Below are 18,973 nucleotides of genomic sequence, written 5' to 3'. Positions count from 1 at the left end.
CTGGGGGTGTGGCGTTCACGACGGCGTACTGTCCTCTCGTGTGTCCATGGCGTGCATCATGTAGTTCACGTCCACATCCCGCCCCAGGCGGTAGGCTTTGGTAATCGGATTATAGGTCATGCCGGTCAGGTCGCGGATGTCCAGGCCAGCGTGGCGGAGATGGTCGGACATCTCGGACGGCCGGATAAACTTGCGCCACTCGTGGGTGCCCTTGGGCAGCAGGCGGAGCATATACTCCGCGCCGACGATGGCGAACAGGAACGACTTGGGGTTGCGGTTGATGGTAGACACGAACAGATGTCCGCCCGGTTTGAGCATGGTGGCGCAGGCGCTGATCACCGACGCCGGGTCGGGCACATGCTCAAGCATTTCCAGACAAGTCACCACATCGTACTGGCCTGCGTGTTCAGGATCTTGCGCCAGTTCTTCTACGGTGATCTGGCGATAGTCCACTTCAATGCCGCTTTCCATACCGTGGAGTCTCGCGACGGATAGCGGTGCTTCCCCCATATCAATGCCGGTGACATGGGCGCCACGCAGTGCCATGCCCTCGGAGAGCAGGCCACCACCGCAGCCGACGTCCAGCGCTCGTTTACCGGCGAGGGGCGCGCGTTCATCAATGTAATTGAGTCGCAGGGGGTTGATGTCGTGCAGGGGCCGGAATTCGCTGGTAGGGTCCCACCAGCGGCTGGCCAGTGCCTCAAACTTGGCGATTTCGTTCTGGTCTACGTTGTGGTTACTCATGTGCCGTTCTGCCTGGTCGCTGAGAGTGTGAGCGTCAACTGGTTTGCTGTTCGCGAATACGGTCGGCCCAGCCCTGGACGCGTAGCATCAGGTCTGGAACGTCAATGCGGGTGAGTTTGCCTTCCTGCACCTGGGGTACGCCGTTGATCCAGCTATGGCTTACCTGGCGGCCATGGTTGCTGTAAACCAGGTGAGAGGCGGGATCATACACTGGCTGCAGGAATGGGTCGCCAAGATCCACGGCGATGATGTCCGCCAGTTTGCCGGCGGCCAGCGATCCCAGTTCATGGTCGCGTCCAAGAGCCCTGGCGCCCTGGATGGTCGCCATAGCCAGTGCCTCGTGGGCGGACAGTGCCGAGGCGTCGTCTGCAACCACCTTGGCCAGCATGGCGGCGGTGTTGAGCTCGCCGAACAGGTCCAGGTCATTGTTACTGGCCGCGCCATCCGTGCCAATGGCGACATTGACGCCGGCGTTGCGGAATGTCTGCACCGGGCTCAGGCCGCTGGCCAGTTTCAGGTTGGATTCCGGGCAGTGGATAACGTGGGCGCCGGTCGCCTGGAGTAGCGCTACGTCTGACTCATCAATCTGCGTCATGTGCACGCATTGGGTGTTGGTGCCGAGTACTTTCAGCTCCGCCAGGCGGGCAGTAGGGCGCTTGCCGGACTTTTCCAGGGCGTCCTCAACTTCGAAAGCGGTTTCATGCAGGTGAATCTGGATCGGGGCACCCGTCGCCTCCGATAACGCTACGGCTTTACTCAGTGGCTCGTCGGATACGGTGTAGGGCGCATGGGGGCCAATGGCCGGCATGATGAAGGCGTTGTCCTGCCACTGCTTGATGAACGCTTCGCCTTTGGACAGGTATTCATCCGGCCCGCTCCCCCAGGGTGTGGGGAAGTCCAGCAGCGGAAAGCAGATTTGCGCGCGCATGCCGACGTCGTGCGCCAGTTGGGCAACGATTTCCGGAAAGAAATACATATCGGAAAACGTGGTGGTGCCGGTGCGCAGCATTTCCGCCATGGCAAGCTGGGTGCCATCAGCGATGAACGCTTCGCTGACAAACGCGCCCTCGGCGGGCCAGATGTGGTCGTTAAGCCAGGTCATCAGGGGCAGGTCATCGGCCATGCCACGGAACAGTGACATGGCGGCGTGGCCGTGCATATTGATGAGGCCGGGCAGCACCACATGGCTGGGAAGGTCGATCACTTCCTTGGTACGGAAGCGGGCGTCCGCCTCGTCTTGCGATACGATGGCGGCAATCCTGTCACCTTGGACGAGAACCGCCTGATGTTCCAGAACTACATCAGCGGGCTCGATGGGAATCAGCCAACGTGCGTTGATGCGAATGTCTGCTGCGGTAATGGTGTCTGCCGTCATTAACCCTGCCTTTGTACGTGCAGCCTGGAACGGGGCCACGCTGTCTGAAAATGTAGCCAGAAAGTATAGCGACCGGCCCGGTTGAGAACTACCCTGGGGGCTGAGTTTACCGTATTAACACAGGTATACTGCCGTTTTGTAATCCCTCAGGAGTTAATGAATGAGTCGCGCCCCTGTTTCATCTGGTGACCGTGCCATCGGCACCGTCGCCATTCGCTGGCATGGCGGAAGCCTTGAATTGTTGGATCAGCGGCTGCTGCCGGACCAGGAACACTGGATTACGCTGGAGGGCTCCGCCGGGGTGGCTCAGAGTATCCGCAATATGGTGGTGCGTGGGGCGCCGGCGATCGGAATCAGCGCCGCGTACGGTGTTGCCCTTGCAGCCCGGCACGCTGGTGGCGGTGACTGGAAAGCGGAGATCAAGCAGGCCATTCGCGAACTGGCGGCCTCCCGGCCAACGGCGGTGAACCTGTTCTGGGCGCTGCAGAAAATGGAGCAGGTGTTCTCAGAGTGTCACTCCCTGGAGGAGGCGGTAAAGCGCCTCTCCGAAACGGCGGTTCAAATCCATAAGGACGACCTGTCCGCCAATCTGGCAATGGCGGATTATGCACTGGCCCACATGGATGCCAGCAAACCGTTTTCGGTTCTGACCCACTGCAATACCGGGGCGCTTGCCACCGGCGGCTACGGCACAGCGCTGGGAGTGATCCGGCGGCTGCATGAGAAAAAGCTGTTGAAGGATGTGTTTGCCGATGAGACCCGGCCTTGGCTTCAGGGTAGCCGATTGACCGCCTGGGAACTGGCAAGGGATGGGATTCCGGTGACGCTCAACGCAGATGGGGCGGCGGCATCGATACTTGCGGCGGGTCATGTGCGTTGGGTGATTGTCGGCGCGGACCGAATTACGGCCAACGGAGATGTAGCCAACAAGATTGGTACTTATAGCCTGGCGGTTCTGGCCCGGCATCATAAAGTCGGTTTTATGGTCGTGGCACCGTCCAGTACGGTGGACATGGCCCTCGCGTCGGGCAAGGACATCCCGATTGAAGAACGCGAGGGGGAGGAGCTCAGGCAGGTTCGGGGTGTTCAGGTCGCTCCCACCGGCGTGAAGGCCTTCAACCCGGTGTTTGATGTGACGCCGGCCAGTCTGATCGACGTCATCGTCACTGAGAAGGGCGTGGTCAGCACCCCGAACCTGACCGGTATGGCGGGATTGTTTAGCTGAGACCCTTTACTGGCCTGACTTGCCGCTCAGCGTGTCCGCCTGGGCGGTGATCTGCTTGGGAACCAGGATGGATGCCATGCGCTGATCAAGCTCAAGCATATCCGCCATGATGTTACCACCTTCGCGGATAACGAAATCCAGTTCGTCGTCTGCACTGTCTGGTTCCGCCGCCTGTTCGTCCTGCCAGTCGTCCAGTGCGTCCAGGCTTTCGAAGGCTTCTTCACCGCGTATGTCACGGCGTGCATTGGCGATGGTCAAACGAGTGTTCTCGATTTGTGATTGATATGCCTTGCGCTTTTCGAGGTTCAGGCTGACGTATTCCTGTTCACGTTGCTGCTTCAGAAATTCGATTTCCTTTTGCAGCAAGCTGAACTCCGGGTTCTCCTCAAACCGGGTATCGTGACGCTTCCGGAGTTCATCGATAATACCGCTGAAGTCGAAGTAGCGCGCATGTGGCACGGCTTCAATCTGGTCCCAGGGCAGCGCGTGATCCAGCGCATCCTCGCCAATACGGGTCTTGTCCACGCGCGACGGGATTTCAATGTCTGGAATCACACCTTTGTGCTGGGTTGATCCACCGGACACTCGGTAGAACTTGCTCTGGGTGATTTTCAGCTGACCGTGATTGAGTGGGCGAACGGCCTGTACTGTGCCTTTTCCGAAGGTCTGGGAGCCAACCACAAGGCCCCGGCCATAGTCCTGGATGGCGCCGGCAAAAATCTCCGATGCGGAAGCGCTCATTCGGTTGACCAGTACCACCATCGGCCCATCATAGGCAACGGACGGGTCTTCGTCATTGAGTACCTGTACGTCGTTGTTGGAGTTACGAATCTGCACCGTGGGGCCTTCCTCGATGAACAGGCCGACCAGGTCATTGGCTTCATGGAGTGCGCCGCCGCCGTTGTTGCGGAGGTCCATCACCACGCCATCGACGCCGTCCGCCTTCAGCTCGTCGATCAATTTGCGAACATCACGGGTGGTGCTTTTGTAGTTGGGATCGCCATCCTGCATCGCCTTGAAGTCAGCATAGAAGGTGGGGATGTCGATCACGCCAATGCGATAGGTATCGTTATTCCGTTCGAATTCGATGACTTCCTTGCTGGCACTTTGTTCCTCGAGCTTCACTTTGTCCCGCTCAATGGCGATGGTTTCAGTGACGGTTTCATCCGGGGCATCGGCGGGAATGACTTCCAGGGTCACCGTGGATTCGCGGGGACCGCGAATCAGATCCACAACCTCGTCGAGGCGCCAGCCGATGACGTTGACGGGTTTTTCCTCGTCGTCCTGTTTGACCGACACGATACGGTCTGCCGGCTCAAGCTGGCCTTGCTTTGAGGCAGGCCCTCCCGGCACCAGGCGCACCACCTTGGTGTATTCGTTGTCTGATTGCAGCACCGCGCCGATGCCCTCGAGGGACAAGCTCATGTTGATGTTGAAGTTCTCGGACGTGCGCGGTGAAAAGTAGGAGGTATGTGGGTCCCACATGCCCGCGAAGGCGTTCATGTAAGCCTGGAACGCGTCCTCGCTACGTGCTTGGTAGGCGCGCTTCAACTGGCCTTCATAGCGCCGCTGCAGAGCCTCCTTGATGGATTCGTCATCGGAATCGTTGAGACGTTGGGCCAGGACGGCATTCTTGATTCTTTTTACCCACATGTCGTCCAGTGCTTCTCTGTCGGCGGCCCAATCGGCGTCGGAGCGGTCCAGCAGGATGCGTTCGTCGGCACTGAAGTCGAGCTTGTCGATGCCGTTATCGATCAGGTCGAGAGCGAACTCGAGGCGTTCAATGATGCGTTGCTGAACCAGGTTGTAGATATCAAAACCCGGTTGCAGTTGACCGGTTTTGAGTGCCGATCCGAGCCCAAGCCGAATCGCACTGAGCTTGTCGATGTCTTTCTGTGTCAGGTAGACGCGCTGGCCATCCAGGTAGTCAAGGTAAGCGTCAAACACATCGCCAGACAGCGAGTCATTAATACTCAAATCGCGGAAGTGGGTGAACTGCAATTGACGGGCAATCAATATGTTGGCGCGGGCCTGCTCCACCGTTGGGGACACTGGCTGATAAACCTTTTCGGTGTCCAGCTTGGCCGATACAGGCACAGCAAGTGCGAGCGTGAGGGCCAGGGCAAACGTCTTTCTGCCGGGGATTACCCCACCCATGGTCGTGCTGTAACGGGTGACAAATCGTTCCGCGATGCTCATAAGCTTTGTTACCTGACGGTGTGGACGATACCGGGCGCTACGGAGAGGGACCCCTGATGAGTGGCCGCTGGCAGTTGATTTAGCGCTTTTTCGATATCGCTGGATTGGCTCATGGTTTTATTGTAGGCAAGCACAGAAGCGGTTGCCATAGCGGGGAAGTTTCTGTACGTGACAATCTGTCCATGAAGTCGTCAGATTTGTGAACGCGCGAGCCGGCGGAAAGACGACGTGAAATCCTTGCCGGAGCGCTCGGGTGCAACTCCGGCAAGGACTGCCTCGGTTACTCGAAGAGCGTGTTGCTTTCCGCCTTTTCCAACAACAGACGCGGTGGGTTGAAGCGTTCACCAAAGCGCGCGGCCAGGAATTCCGCCCGTTCCGCAAAGGCTCTTACGCCGTATTGGTTGATGAACTGGATGGCACCACCTGTCCACGGGGCAAAGCCAATACCAAAAATGCTGCCGATGTTGGCGTCTTCAACGGTCCGGAGTACGCCTTCTTCCAGGCAGCGTACGGTTTCGATGGCCTGGATGAACAGGATGCGGTCTTTCAGCTCCTGGAGGTCCGTGTTCCGAGCTTTTTCCCGATCGACAAACAGTGTGTCCAGTTCCGGCCAGAGGTGCTTTTTCCCGGATTGCGGGTACTCGTAGAAGCCGGCACCGGCGGCCTTGCCCTTGCGGTCGTGGCTGCCGACCATCTGGTCGATGATGGCTTCCGCCGGGTGAGCGTTCCAGGTTTGACCGGCCGCTTCCGAGTCTTTTTTGCTCTGGTCGCGGATATGTTGCATAAGGGTCATGCTGACTTCATCGGAAATCGCCAGCGGGCCGACCGGCATGCCGGCCAGTACGCCAGCGTTTTCGATGCTGGACGGATGGATACCTTCACCCAGCATGGCGATGCCTTCATTGACGAAGGTGCCAAACACGCGTGAGGTAAAGAACCCGCGGCTGTCATTGACCACAATGGGGATCTTGCCGATCTGCTGGACGTAATCAAAGGCGCGGGCGAGGGTGTCGTCAGATGTTTTCTCACCCACGATGATTTCCACCAGTTGCATCTTGTCCACCGGCGAAAAGAAGTGCAGTCCAATGAATTTTTCGGGCCGAGCCGAGGCCTTGGCCAATTGGGTAATGGGGATGGTGGAGGTGTTGGAGGCAAAGAGGCCGTTCTCGACGAGTTTTGCTTCTGCTTCCTGGGTTACTTTTGCTTTCAGGTTGCTGTCTTCAAAAACCGCTTCGATGACCAGGTCGCAGCCTTCAAGGTCGTCTGCGGAACCAGTGGCCGTTATGCGGTCCAGTACCTCGGCTTTCTGTGCTTCCGTCATGCGCCCGCGGCTGACCTTTTTCGCCAGCAGTGTCTCGGAATAGGCCTTGCCTCTTTCGGCGTTTTCCGTGGATACATCCTTGAGGACCACTTCCAGGCCCCGGGTTGCGGTTGAGTAGGCGATGCCGGCGCCCATCATCCCTGCACCCAGAACACCCACTTTGCGGAAGGTTTCTTTCTCTACGCCTGCGGGGCGGCTCTCACCCGCGTTGACGGCGTTGAGCTGGAACCAGAAGGTGCCGGTCATGTTCTTGGCGACCTGACCAATAACCAGTTCCGCGAAATAGCGGGTCTCGATCAGGCTGCCATTGTCGAAGTCCACTTGGGCACCTTCCACGGCGGCTGACAGGATACGCTCCGGGGCGGGGTAGCAGCCTTTGGTTTTCTGCTTGAGCATTGCCGGCGCAATAGCCAGCTTCTGGGCCATGGCGGGGTGGTGAGGCGCGCCGCCAGGAAACTTGAAGCCTTTTTGGTCCCATGGCTGCTGGCTCTTTGGGTTGGCGTCGATAAAGGCCCGTGCCTTGGCCATCATGTCGTCGGTGGACGAGGCCAGTTCATCAACAATGCCGGCCTTGAGCGCCGCTTTCGGGTTTACCTTTTTGCCTTCCATCAGAAAAGGGAAAGCGGCTTCCAAACCGATCATACGGGGCAGGCGTTGAGTGCCGCCGCCACCGGGCAGCAGTCCAAGGGTGACTTCCGGAAGGCCCAGTTGAATCTTGTCTTCGTCCAGAACAACCCGGTGATGGCACGCCAGGCAGATTTCCAGACCACCACCGAGGGCAGAGCCATTGATGGCTGCCACGATGGGTTTGCCGCTGGTTTCGAGGACGCGCATCTCGGCTTTCATGCCGTTGACCATGTCTTCAAAGGCACCGGCATCCTTCCGGGTTACTTTGTGCAGCTCTTTCAGGTCACCGCCGGCAAAGAAGGTTTTTTTGGCGGAGGTGACAATAATGCCGCGGATAGTGTCGAGATCGCTTTTAACCTTGCCCACTGTCTCTGTCAGTGCCGCTCGGAAATCGGCGTTCATGGTGTTGGCGGACTGGCCGGGCATGTCGATGGTCAGGGTCAGGATCTGATCTGAACCCAGGTCGTAGTGAATGGTGCTCATAGTTGGTTCTCCTCTCAGAATCAGTCGTCGGCTCAGACGCGCTCAATGATGGTGGCAATACCCATTCCGCCACCCACACACAGGGTGGCCAGGCCGTAGCGCAGTTCTCTCCGCTCCAGTTCGTCGAGCAGGGTGCCCAGAATCATGGCGCCGGTGGCGCCCAGTGGGTGGCCCATGGCGATAGCGCCGCCGTTCACGTTCACTTTTTCGTCCGGAACCGACAACTCCTTCTGGAAGCGCATCACCACGGAGGCAAACGCTTCGTTTACTTCGAACAGGTCAATCTGGTCCGCTGTCATGCCGGCTTTTTTCAGCGCCTTGCGAGCCGCCGGGGCAGGGCCGGTCAGCATGATAGTGGGGTCGGTGCTGGTGACTGCTGTGGCCAGGATACGTGCTCGGGGTTTGAGCCCCATGGCCTTGCCCTTGGCTTCGCTGCCAATAAGGAGCGCCGTGGCGCCATCCACAATGCCGGAGGAGTTGCCAGCATGGTGCACGTGATTGATCGTCTCCACGTAGTGGTATTTTTCCCGGGCGACGCCGTCGAAGCCCATTTCACCCATCATCTGGAACGAGGGCTTGAGGCTGGACAGGGATTCCACCGTGGTGTTGCCGCGTACATGCTCGTCACGATCCAGGATCATCACGCCATTCTGGTCGGTAACCGGAACGATGGACTTTGAAAAATAGCCGTTTTCCCAGGCGTTGGCGGCCTTTTGTTGTGACTTCACCGCAAACCCGTTCTACATCCTCCCGGCTAAAGCCTTCCAGTGTTGCAATCAGGTCCGCGCCGATGCCCTGTGGCATGAAGCCAGTGTGCAGGTTGGTGGCCGGGTCCGTGGCCCAGGCACCGCCATCGGAACCCATGGGAACGCGAGACATGCCTTCAACACCGCCGGCAACCACCAGGTCTTCCCATCCGGAACGGACCTTCATCGCCGCCAGGTTGACGGCCTCAAGGCCGGACGCACAGAAGCGGTTCAGGGTGACACCGGCTACAACTTCGTCCCAGTCCGCCGCCAGGGCGGCGGTTTTGGCAATATCCGCACCCTGGTCGCCAACCGCAGTCACGCAGCCCATAACGATGTCGTCCACCTGGGCGGTGTCCAGGCTGTTTCTCTCCTGTAGCGCCTTGAGAACGGTGGTCAGCAGCGTAATGGGTTTAACGCTGTGCAGGGCGCCGTCTTTCTTGCCGCGCCCCCGGGGCGTACGAACCGCATCGAAGATATAGGCTTCGGTGGTCATTTCCTGTCCTCTGTTGGTCGTTGACTCAGTAATAGCATTGCAAAGGGTAACCATAGCGGGTCGTGCCGGGTGCGCGTAATGACGAGCACTGCCAATCGAATTGGCGAAACTGCTCACTCCGGTCATGACAATTTCAGGGTAGGGTTCTATGGTGTAGACAGATACCCATCACAAGCAGGAGCAAGGCGATGTCCCTGAGAGATGCCATCGATAACTTTTACGAGCCGCTGGTTGTGGAGGCCATTGATGAAACGAGAGGGGATGGTGACAATCAGGACTACCTGACCGACGTGATGTGTGTGGCGCTGAATCGGCTACCAGCCAAATACTACCGCCACAGCATCGATATGATGTTCTACCTCGCCGACGGCGAACTCGAAACCATGAAAAAACAGGCCCTGACCGCCGTTCGGGAGGCCAGGGAGTTTGTGAAGAGCCATCAGCGCGAATAAAAGAGCCATCAGCGGGAATGAAAAGCCATCAGCGCGATGGTTAGCTCTCCCGCAGTATAGCCTCCAGCGCTTTACCAAGCCGCTCAGCCAGGGGCTCACTGACAACATCCACAGGTTGAACCAGGCACCAATTGGCAACCAGCATTTCCAACTGCCTTGATTTGTCGCTGCCCGAGGAAGCGTTGCCCATACCCTCGGCAAGCCGCTGTACCTGAATTTCCATACGCCGGCCCTGGTCTTCCGCTGGTGACGCCACTTCCGCCAGTATCTCCGCCCGAATAACCAGTTCTACCGGGTCTGGCTGGCCTACATCGGCAGCCAGCCCGGCCCAGTGCTGTGGCAGTGCGTCGCTGTCCAGGGCGCTCGAACTCCGGGAATTGATCCAACTTTTCCAGGTATCTATCTGTTCCTGTAGCTGGCGGGTCGAAACCAGCCCCGAAAGGCGACTGCGTTCCTGACCAACCCGATCCCTGCTGTCCGCAGACAAAGGCTCGTTCCTGAGAGAGTCAAGTTCAGACAGTGTCGCTTTGAGCCCGTCAAGAGTGCTATCGGAACCCGCGGATTGGCTGGCATCAAGTATCGGTCCCGCTTTTTCATCCGCCTTGCGGGAAAGCTGTTCCTGTTCGTCCCTGCGAGCATCCCGCCGTGCGAAGATCTGATCGCAGGCTTTGCGGAACGCCTGCCACAGTTTTCTGTCTTCGCGGTGGCGGGTAATGCCAATGCTCGTCCACTCCGTTTGTAGCGCTTTCGCCTGATTCATGGCATCGCCCAGAGGCTCGTGTTCAATCAGGGCTTCCGCTCGCTCAACGATGCCCTGCTTGAGAGCTTCGTTTTTCTTGCGCTCGGTATCCAACGGCGCCTCAAGCTGTTTTAGCAAATCGTCGAATCGTTTCTGAACCGGGCGATTGTCGCGAAATTCCACGGGCCAGGCCGCTTTCCACTCTTCACGTGCGGTCTGATGTATGCGTTCAGCCGTTTTCCAGTCAATGTTATTCCAGTCGGCGTTGTCGAGGAACGTGCCCAACTGATCGCAAATCGTCTTGCGGGTTTCCAGGTTTGCCTGTTTCAGCCCGGACTTGGCGGAAAAATAGGCCTTGCAGGGCTCATACGCCTGATCCGAGGCCTGCTTGAACCGTGACCATAGATCGCGATCAGAAGAACCTCCCAAACCCCGCCACTCGTTCTGCAGTTCCTTGATGCGCTCAGCCTTGGCTTCCGGTTCCATGGGCTGGTTTGCCAGGTATTCCATCTGTTCGCACAGTGACTCCTGTTTCGGGCGCGTTGCAAAGCCCTGCCAGTCTGTCAGTTCGCGAAGCTGGCCGCCGAGCAGGTGCATTCTTGGTTGCAGTGATTTGCCATGGCGATGATCGAGACCTTTTGCCAGTTGTTGAGCGGCCTTGAAGTGCTGGCGGGACTCCTTCAACTGCTTGGCTTCGAGAGCTTCCTCCAGCTTATCCAACACCTGCCGAAGCGAATCAGCCATGGCCTTCTGTTCTTCAGAGTCTGGTTTGTCGGTTTTTGCAGGGCGGGGTTTTCCTGCAATGCGGTTCAGAGTGTCCAGCACAGTGGGGCGCCTGAAATCGCGGGGCCAGTCGACGTTTTCCAGTATTACGCTGGCTTGATCGGTCTGCTTGCTATCATCGGTGTCACTGCTGTCGGTAGCCTGCAATGCCATGATCTCGTCGCGGTGCTGGCCGAGGCGCTTGACTGCGGATATATAACCCCGCAGCGACTGCATCAGGTTCTCGTAGGTTTTCTGTTCCTGTTTCTCCACCTGGGCGTCCCGGGTGGCTTCCAGCCAGCGGTTCTCCTGGGTTTTCTGCAAGGCATCCAGGGAGGCAAGGGAAGGCTCCAGATCCGGGTCCTGATGTTTCAGTTCATCAAGGGTGTCTTCCAGTAAGGACAGCGTTTCGGCCCGCTGGCTCTTTTGCTCTTGCTGATGTCTGAGCTGGTCCTTTTCGGCCTGCATCTCGCGCAGCCGTTCGCGGCATTGGTGAACAGCCTGCAGGAACTCCGTGGTCTGTTCCTGTGAGGCCTGAGCTTCCACATCAGTCCATTTCTGAAGGAGGGCGTCCAGGCGCGCCTCAAACAACTTCGTGTCGTCGCTACGGGCCTGCTCAACCGCGTGGCGCACGATGGTTTGGATGGTTTCGGCCAGTTTTCGTTGTCGATCTTCGTCGTCGCGAATCCGTTGTAGCTTCTGGCGAACGATTTGATAGACCCCTTTGTCCTTGCCTTTGGCAAGCTTCTGGACGCGCTGCAGGGTGGCCTTTTCAGTCAGTGCTTCCGCGGCCTCGCTGCGTATTCCTGCTGTCAGGCCGCCAGTGGCCAGTTCTTCGAGTTCGCCTTCGGTCGGGTTGGCTTTTAGTGTTTTTGCCTGCAGCTCTCGCTGGTCATCCTGCCTGCTGGTCCTGTCGGCCTCTTCTTTCGTGGCTTCCTTGCGAGCGGTAACGGCAGTCGCGGTTGCCTTGCGATTTCCAAACAGTTTCTGGATGAATGCGGCCATGGGGTTGTCCTTTGATATTGAAACCAGTTCCCGGTGCCGGCAAAGTAAGCAGGCACCAGCCATCGGCGTTGTCCGGAGTTCCGGGTGCCGGGTACGTCAGCTGATCGATCCAAGGAATTGAATGGTCAGCTGTATTAGGTGGGGGCTAGTCTAGCGTTTTGTCGGCATTTGCGGGAAGAGTCTGAATGGGAAAAGCACCAAATCCGGAAGATCAGGACCACAAGGCGCGTTCTGCCGCGCTGCGTCTGCTCGCCCGACGGGAACACAGCCGTTTGGAGCTCGCTCTGAAGCTCAAGCAAAGGAAGATCGAATCGGATGTGATTGAACAGGTTCTGGACGACTATGAAGCCGAAGGTTGGTTAAGCGACGAGCGGTTCGCCGAGGTCTACGCCCGGCAGCGAATGGATCTTGGCTATGGACCGTTGAGAATACAGGCTGAACTCCAGCAAAGGGGCATCCAGGAGACGCCGCTCTGCGTCAGGGCGATGAATGACACGGACTGGTCCGATCGGGCGACGTTGCTTCGGGAAAAACGATTCGGGCTCAGCGATATTCGCGATGACTGGGATGAAAAGGCCCGTCAGGCTCGCTTTCTTGCCCGTCGGGGGTTTTCCTCGGAACACGTGGAAAACGCGCTTGATCAGAGGCTATAGCGTTGGTGGAACGAAACCGAGTTCCTCTGGCAGCGACGCCCTGATGTCGCTGTTGTTTTCCTTGCCTTCGACGGGGCCGACAATCTTTTCCATACCCTCCAGCTCTTTAAACCAGGGCTTTTCCTCAGTTTCCACTACCTTCGTTGGCTCCGACAGCCAGGCCAGGAAATCGTAGTAGCGGCGTATGTTCTGAACGTAAATCACCGGTTCATGCCCCCTGGCGTAGCCAAACCGCGTTTTGGAATACCATTCCTTCTGGGCCAGCAGTGGCAGGAATTCTTTGACGTCCATCCAGCGGTCAGGATTTCTGCCGGCGCCCTCGGTCAGCCTGCGGGCATCTTCCACATGGCCCCAGCCAACGTTGTAGGAGGCGAGGGCAAACCAGGTTCGGTCCGGTTCCGGAATGCGATCAGGGACCCGGCTATGTACGATGGTGAAATATTTTGCGCCACCCTGGATGCTTTCCTCGGCATCGAGACGATTGTTGATGCCAATATGGCTGGCAGTGTTCCGCGTTAGCATCATCAGGCCGCGAACACCGGTCGGCGAGACCGCATTGGGGCGCCAGTGGGACTCCTGGTAGCCCATTGCGGCCAGCAGTCGCCAGTCCAGCTCGTAGGTCTTGGCGTAGTCGCGAAACAGGCTTTCGTATTTGGGCAGGCGGTTTTCTACGTGATGAACAAAGGTCCGCGCGCCAACATAGTCCAGGCGGTCGAGATGACCGTAGAATCGCTCGGAAATATGCGCCAGTGTGCCGTCGTCCCGCAGCTCCTGAATAAACTGCTCGGCGGCATTTGCCAGGCTCTGGTCCTGCTCATGGGGAAAGAGCCACAGTAATGGCTCAGGCTCTCCGAGGCTGAACGCGCTCTTCACCATCGGGAAGAACACATGGTTCAACTCGAGCTCATTGGAAGACACGATGGCCAGCGGGAACTCGCCGGATTCCACCCGCGAGAGGATGCCAGCGGCGTCCAGACCGGCGTGCATGGTCCACTGAAGGCCGCTGTTGTTGGCACTGAACTGTTCCAGTTGGTGTTCGTGATTGCTGTCCGCCACCAGGTGGATAGTCTGTCCCTCCAGATCTTCCAGGGAGGTCGGGCGGTCGACTTCGCGGTTATAGACCACGACGGATTCGGCTTCGATGCCGTTTGCAACCTTTTGGTAACGCTGCTGAAAATCAGGGCGTGAGGAAAGCCCTGCCAGACCGATGTGGGCGTAGTCCTGATCAAGTATCGACAGCACGCTGGTGTTGTCCTTCGCGACGCGAACCTTGAGTTCAACGCCCAGATCCTCTGCGAACAGGCGCGCCAGTTCGTAGTCATAACCGGTGGGGCCGTCACGGCCTTCAAAATAAACCGAGGGGGCATTCCGGGTAATAACGTGAAGCACTCCCTCAGAACGGATTTCCTGAAGTGTGCTTGGCCTTGAGCATCCTGCAACTGTCAGGATTATTGACAGTAGGCAGGTGTATTTCGCGATGGCCGTGTACGGCTGACGACGGTTTCTAGGCAAATTCCTGAACTCCCTTGATGCAGGACGCTGAGTGTTACGGTATATCCCCTGATGTCCGATCACTCCCTGCTACCTCGCTCACACTTCTTGCGTTACTAAAAAAGCAGCAAGTGGCATGCCAGCACAGCTTTGGGGAGTTTAACCGATGTTCACTCAATACGGAGCCTCCCTGGCTCATCTGTAATGATCCCCGGTCACACCGGAGTGGTCAATGAATCTGCTCAGTTACTGTGCAAAACAATGTAAATTATAGCGGTCGGTTTATAACCTTTTGGCGCTGTATCCCGGTGCGTGTTTCAAGTATCATTGCGGCCTTTCAGATGGCCGGCCTTTTCCTGTTTACCTTTCACTCCGTCGATACGGAACACAGGATGCTGCCCCGGCTCCCAGTCTCGCGCGTACAGGTTTTGATCATGCTTGAACTTCGCGGCGCTCCCGCGCTCTCGCCCTTTCGTTCCCGCAAGCTGCATACTCGCCTCCAGGACATCGTGCCTGCGGTGGAACATGTGTATGCCGAGTTCATGCACTTCACGGATCTTGAATTCCCGCTGTCCGAATCCGATCAGGCGGTACTTGATCGCCTGCTGACCTACGGTCCCAGTGTTTCCGCCGAAGAGCCTGACGGCGTACTTTTCCTGGTGGTTCCGCGCCCGGGCACCCTTTCACCCTGGTCAAGCAAGGCGACGGACATCGCCCGCAACTGTGGCCTGCGGCAGATTCGGCGGATTGAGCGGGGTATCGCCTATTACGTGAAAGCCAACCGCAAGCTGAGCCTCGAGCAGCGGGAGAAGATTGCGGCGTTGCTTCACGACCGCATGACCCAGAAAGTCTTCCACGAGATGGGCGGTGCGGAATTGTTGTTCCATACCGACGAGCCGCGCACCCTTAACCGTGTTCCGGTGCTTTCTGGCGGGCGTCAGGCACTGGTAGACGCCAATCGCTCACTGGGCCTGGCGCTGGCGGAAGATGAGATCGATTACCTGGTTAAGTCCTTCTCGGATCTGGAACGTGACCCCACCGATGTTGAGTTGATGATGTTCGCGCAGGCCAACTCAGAACATTGCCGCCACAAGATTTTCAACGCCTCCTGGGATATTGACGGTGAAGGGCAGGAAAAATCCCTGTTTGCGATGATTCGCAATACCTTTGAGATGAACAGTGAGGGCGTGCTTTCCGCTTATAAGGACAACGCGTCGGTCATTGCCGGCAGTCGTGGGGGGCGCTTCTTCCCGGAGCCAGAAACCGGTGTTTATCGCTATCATGAGGAAGATATCCATATCCTGATGAAAGTGGAAACCCACAACCACCCCACTGCGATAGCGCCGGCAGCCGGTGCTGCAACGGGCTCTGGTGGTGAGATCCGTGATGAAGGGGCAACCGGGCGCGGCTCCAAGCCGAAGGCGGGCCTCAGCGGGTTCACAGTATCCAACCTTAACCTCCCGAATGATCCGCAGCCCTGGGAACTTGGTTACGGTAAGCCGGAGCGAATTGCCTCGCCCCTGGATATCATGATTGAAGGCCCCATTGGTGGTGCTGCCTTCAACAATGAGTTCGGCCGCCCCAATCTCGCCGGGTATTTCCGGACCTTCGAGGAAGTAGCGCCCGGTGCCGGTGGCGAAGAGGTACGCGGTTATCACAAGCCCATCATGATCGCCGGCGGCCTGGGTAATATCCGGGCGAGCCATGTGGAGAAAGGCAATATTCCTGTGGGTGCCAAGTTGATCGTCCTTGGTGGCCCGTCCATGTTGATTGGTCTGGGTGGCGGTGCTGCATCGTCCATGGATTCCGGATCCAGCAACGAGAACTTGGACTTTGCTTCGGTCCAGCGGGATAACCCGGAAATGGAGCGTCGCTGCCAGGAAGTGATTGATCGTTGCTGGCAAATGGGAGACGACAACCCCATATGCTTTATTCATGACGTAGGGGCCGGCGGCCTTTCCAATGCCATGCCGGAGCTGGTCAAGGACGGTGGTCGTGGTGGCCGTTTTGAACTGCGTGACATTCCCAGCGACGAGCCGGGCATGTCACCGCTGGAAATCTGGTGTAACGAATCCCAGGAACGTTACGTGATGGCGGTGGCGCCGGAGAATCTTGAACAGTTTGATGCCCTGTGCCGCCGTGAGCGCTGCCCCTATGCGGTGATTGGCGAAGCCTCCGAGGCCCACCATCTCGAACTCGGGGATTCCTATTTCGACGATCGCCCTGTTGATTTGCCGATGGACGTGCTGTTTGGCAAGCCGCCCCGCATGCACCGCAGCGTGTCGCGGTCCTCATTCACCAAGCCTATTTTTGATTCCACGAAGATTGATCTGAACGATGCGGTAAGCCGTGTTTTGAGGCTGCCGTCCGTGGGCTCCAAGAGTTTTCTGATCACCATTGGTGACCGGACCATTACCGGGCTTGTCGCGCGGGACCAGATGGCGGGCCCCTGGCAGGTGCCTGTCAGTGATGTGGCGGTTACCTCGTCGTCTTTTGATGTGAAAACAGGCGAAGCCATGGCCATGGGTGAGCGCACACCGGTAGCGGTTATCGATGCGCCGGCATCCGGGCGCATGGCAGTCGGCGAAGTGATTACTAACCTGGCGGCCGCCCCTGTCGCCAAATTGTCGGATATTCGACTGTCCGCCAACTGGATGGCCGCGGCAGGGCACCCGGGTGAGGATGAGAACCTTTATGAAACCGTTCGTGCGGTTGGTATGGAGCTTTGTCCTGCATTGGGTATCACCATTCCGGTGGGCAAGGATTCCATGTCCATGAAGACGGTCTGGGAAGAGGATGGCGGTGAGCAAAAAAGTGTTACGGCCCCGTTGTCGCTCATCATCAGCGGTTTCGCACCGGTGACGGATGTAGACAGAACATTGACCCCTCAGTTGGCGACAGATGCCGGGGATACGGATCTGATTCTGATCGACCTTGCGGCGGGACAGAATCGCCTCGGCGGTTCGGCACTGGCACAGGTCTACCGGCAGGTGGGTGCGGTAGCACCAGATCTGGACGATCCGGAAGACATCAAAGCGTTTTTCGCGGTTATCCAGGGCCTGAACGCAGACAGCAAGCTGCTGGCGTACCATGACCGTTCGGATGGTGGACTGTTCGTCACCCTCGCTGAGATGAGCTTTGCCGGGCACACCGGTATAGACATCAAGCTGGATGGTCTTGCGGAAGATGCGTCCCAGTTCCCTCGTGAGCTCTTTAACGAGGAGCTTGGCGCTGTGATCCAGGTTCGTCGGGAGGATACCGGGTTTGTACTGCAGCAGTTCTCGGCAGCGGGTCTTGGTGACCACACCTCGGTGATCGGTACCGTCAACCAGGACGACCACATTCGCTATACCTTTGAGGGGCAGTCGGTTATATCCCGACCGCGGACGGATCTGCAGCGCCTTTGGGCGGAAACCAGCTACCGCGTACAGTCGCTCCGTGACAACGCCGATTGCGCTCAGGAGGAGTTCGACAACCTGCTGGACAGCAGTGACCCGGGACTTCACGCGGAGCTGACGTTCGACATCAACGACGATATTTCTGCGCCATACATCAACACAGGGGCCAGGCCTCGAGTGGCGGTGCTGCGGGAGCAGGGTGTGAATGGACAGGTTGAAATGGCAGCCGCCTTTGACCGTGCCGGGTTCGAGTCCGTGGATATTCACATGAGTGACTTGCTCTCTGGCCGTGTTTCCCTGGAAGGGTTCAACAGCCTGGTAGCCTGTGGTGGCTTCTCTTACGGGGATGTCCTGGGTGCAGGTGAGGGCTGGGCCAAGTCCATCCTGTTCAATGATCGGGTTCGTGATCAGTTTGCCGCATTCTTCAACCGCCAGGACACCTTGGCGCTTGGCGTTTGTAATGGTTGTCAGATGCTGTCTAACCTGCACGAACTGATTCCCGGCAGTGAAGGCTGGCCGCGTTTCGTACGTAACCAGTCGGAGCAGTTCGAAGCCCGGTTGGTGATGGCGGAGGTGCCCGCTTCTCCATCGGCTTTCATGGAGGGCATGGCCGGTTCCAGGATGCCGATAGCGGTTGCCCATGGTGAGGGCAAGGTTGAGTTCCCGGCCGGAACGTCTGCAGATCAACTGAGTGATAGCGAGCTGATTGCGCTGCGCTACGTGGATAACCGCGGCGAGGTCACCACACGTTACCCATGGAACCCCAACGGATCCGAGGCGGGCATAACCGGTGTGACCACAAGGGATGGACGGGTCACTATCTTGATGCCCCATCCCGAGCGGGTATTCAGAACCTCCCAGCTTTCGTGGCACCCTGCCGATTGGGGTGAAGACGCGCCATGGATCCGAATGTTCCGTAATGCGAGGCGTTGGTTCAGCTAAGCTATAGCCTGAGCTAAAAAGCCGGCCCCGGACGCACCATAAAGGTGACTCATCCGGGGCCGGCTTTTTTGTTTTTGGCGACGGGAGTTTTCAAGGATTTTCAAGGGAAATTTTTGTTTATAAGTGCGAAAATCCCCTTGACTCAAACGGTTTATGCACATTCCTGGTGCCATGCTGTGTGCAATGTGCACAAAGCACTGGGTTTAGGTTCATTTTTTGTTCGACAACTATAACTACATGAAATATAAGAAATTAATTAAGTAGGTGAATTTGTCGCCAATTTAACAAAAGTGCAGTAATTCCGGGGGATGGGGG

General features: G+C 57.8%; 11 protein-coding genes and 1 pseudogene. 4 read left to right on the top strand and 8 right to left on the bottom strand.

Features of this window, described 5'->3' with window-relative positions:
• Window positions 1-15 precede the first annotated feature (15 nt).
• Both ubiG and R1T46_RS17240 read right to left on the bottom strand, forming a co-directional pair.
• On the bottom strand, window positions 16-744 hold the full coding sequence (ubiG, locus tag R1T46_RS17245) for a bifunctional 2-polyprenyl-6-hydroxyphenol methylase/3-demethylubiquinol 3-O-methyltransferase UbiG (RefSeq protein ID WP_317306326.1): 729 nt from the start codon (window positions 742-744) through the stop codon (window positions 16-18).
• Between the two features lie 34 nt (window positions 745-778).
• Entirely contained in the window at window positions 779-2,119 is a 1,341-nt protein-coding gene (locus R1T46_RS17240) for a TRZ/ATZ family hydrolase (protein ID WP_317306325.1), read from the bottom strand.
• A 160-nt stretch (window positions 2,120-2,279) separates the two neighbouring features.
• On the opposite strand from R1T46_RS17240, the gene mtnA reads away from it, so the two are divergent.
• Window positions 2,280-3,344, top strand: coding sequence for an S-methyl-5-thioribose-1-phosphate isomerase (gene mtnA / locus R1T46_RS17235; protein ID WP_317306324.1), 1,065 nt, complete (start codon window positions 2,280-2,282; stop codon window positions 3,342-3,344).
• A gap of 6 nt (window positions 3,345-3,350) precedes the next feature.
• On the opposite strand, the gene R1T46_RS17230 is transcribed toward mtnA, so the two are convergent.
• The 4 genes and pseudogenes from R1T46_RS17230 to R1T46_RS17215 form a co-directional block, all read right to left on the bottom strand.
• Window positions 3,351-5,543, bottom strand: a complete 2,193-nt coding sequence (locus tag R1T46_RS17230; RefSeq protein ID WP_407070140.1) for a carboxy terminal-processing peptidase — start codon at window positions 5,541-5,543, stop codon at window positions 3,351-3,353.
• 8 nt (window positions 5,544-5,551) lie between these two features.
• Complete coding sequence (locus R1T46_RS17225; RefSeq protein WP_317306322.1) at window positions 5,552-5,692, bottom strand: hypothetical protein; 141 nt, start codon at window positions 5,690-5,692, stop codon at window positions 5,552-5,554.
• A gap of 131 nt (window positions 5,693-5,823) precedes the next feature.
• Complete coding sequence (locus tag R1T46_RS17220; RefSeq protein WP_317306321.1) at window positions 5,824-7,974, bottom strand: 3-hydroxyacyl-CoA dehydrogenase NAD-binding domain-containing protein; 2,151 nt, start codon at window positions 7,972-7,974, stop codon at window positions 5,824-5,826.
• 32 nt (window positions 7,975-8,006) lie between these two features.
• Window positions 8,007-9,216 (bottom strand): annotated as a pseudogene (locus R1T46_RS17215) (acetyl-CoA C-acetyltransferase).
• A 188-nt stretch (window positions 9,217-9,404) separates the two neighbouring features.
• Between R1T46_RS17215 and R1T46_RS17210 the strand changes: the two are divergent.
• Window positions 9,405-9,668, top strand: a complete 264-nt coding sequence (locus tag R1T46_RS17210) for a late competence development ComFB family protein (protein WP_317306320.1) — start codon at window positions 9,405-9,407, stop codon at window positions 9,666-9,668.
• 40 nt (window positions 9,669-9,708) lie between these two features.
• Here the strand turns inward: R1T46_RS17210 and R1T46_RS17205 are convergent, their stop codons facing one another.
• Entirely contained in the window at window positions 9,709-12,174 is a 2,466-nt protein-coding gene (locus tag R1T46_RS17205; protein WP_317306318.1) for a DUF349 domain-containing protein, read from the bottom strand.
• A 185-nt stretch (window positions 12,175-12,359) separates the two neighbouring features.
• Here R1T46_RS17205 and R1T46_RS17200 point away from each other — a divergent pair, with 185 nt between their 5' ends.
• Entirely contained in the window at window positions 12,360-12,827 is a 468-nt protein-coding gene (locus tag R1T46_RS17200) for a regulatory protein RecX (RefSeq protein WP_317306317.1), read from the top strand.
• Here the strand turns inward: R1T46_RS17200 and mltF are convergent.
• Window positions 12,822-14,216, bottom strand: coding sequence for a membrane-bound lytic murein transglycosylase MltF (mltF, locus tag R1T46_RS17195; RefSeq protein WP_407070141.1), 1,395 nt, complete (start codon window positions 14,214-14,216; stop codon window positions 12,822-12,824). The genes R1T46_RS17200 and mltF overlap by 6 nt on opposite strands.
• 536 nt (window positions 14,217-14,752) lie before the next feature.
• Between mltF and purL the strand changes: the two genes are divergently transcribed.
• On the top strand, window positions 14,753-18,658 hold the full coding sequence (gene purL / locus R1T46_RS17190) for a phosphoribosylformylglycinamidine synthase (RefSeq protein ID WP_317306313.1): 3,906 nt from the start codon (window positions 14,753-14,755) through the stop codon (window positions 18,656-18,658).
• Window positions 18,659-18,973: the final 315 nt, after the last annotated feature.

The sequence above is a fragment of the Marinobacter salarius genome (assembly GCF_032922745.1).
Taxonomy (GTDB): domain Bacteria; phylum Pseudomonadota; class Gammaproteobacteria; order Pseudomonadales; family Oleiphilaceae; genus Marinobacter.
This window is presented reverse-complemented; position numbering and strand designations above follow the sequence as displayed.

What these genes read in the sequence shown, in the direction of transcription:
- ubiG (WP_317306326.1), bottom strand. Translation starts at nt 744, where the DNA reads ATGAGTAACCACAACGTAGACCAGAACGAAATCGCCAAGTTTGAGGCA.
- R1T46_RS17240 (WP_317306325.1), bottom strand. Translation starts at nt 2,119, where the DNA reads ATGACGGCAGACACCATTACCGCAGCAGACATTCGCATCAACGCACGT.
- mtnA (WP_317306324.1), top strand. Translation starts at nt 2,280, where the DNA reads ATGAGTCGCGCCCCTGTTTCATCTGGTGACCGTGCCATCGGCACCGTC.
- R1T46_RS17230 (WP_407070140.1), bottom strand. Translation starts at nt 5,543, where the DNA reads ATGAGCATCGCGGAACGATTTGTCACCCGTTACAGCACGACCATGGGT.
- R1T46_RS17225 (WP_317306322.1), bottom strand. Translation starts at nt 5,692, where the DNA reads ATGGCAACCGCTTCTGTGCTTGCCTACAATAAAACCATGAGCCAATCC.
- R1T46_RS17220 (WP_317306321.1), bottom strand. Translation starts at nt 7,974, where the DNA reads ATGAGCACCATTCACTACGACCTGGGTTCAGATCAGATCCTGACCCTG.
- R1T46_RS17210 (WP_317306320.1), top strand. Translation starts at nt 9,405, where the DNA reads ATGTCCCTGAGAGATGCCATCGATAACTTTTACGAGCCGCTGGTTGTG.
- R1T46_RS17205 (WP_317306318.1), bottom strand. Translation starts at nt 12,174, where the DNA reads ATGGCCGCATTCATCCAGAAACTGTTTGGAAATCGCAAGGCAACCGCG.
- R1T46_RS17200 (WP_317306317.1), top strand. Translation starts at nt 12,360, where the DNA reads ATGGGAAAAGCACCAAATCCGGAAGATCAGGACCACAAGGCGCGTTCT.
- purL (WP_317306313.1), top strand. Translation starts at nt 14,753, where the DNA reads ATGCTTGAACTTCGCGGCGCTCCCGCGCTCTCGCCCTTTCGTTCCCGC.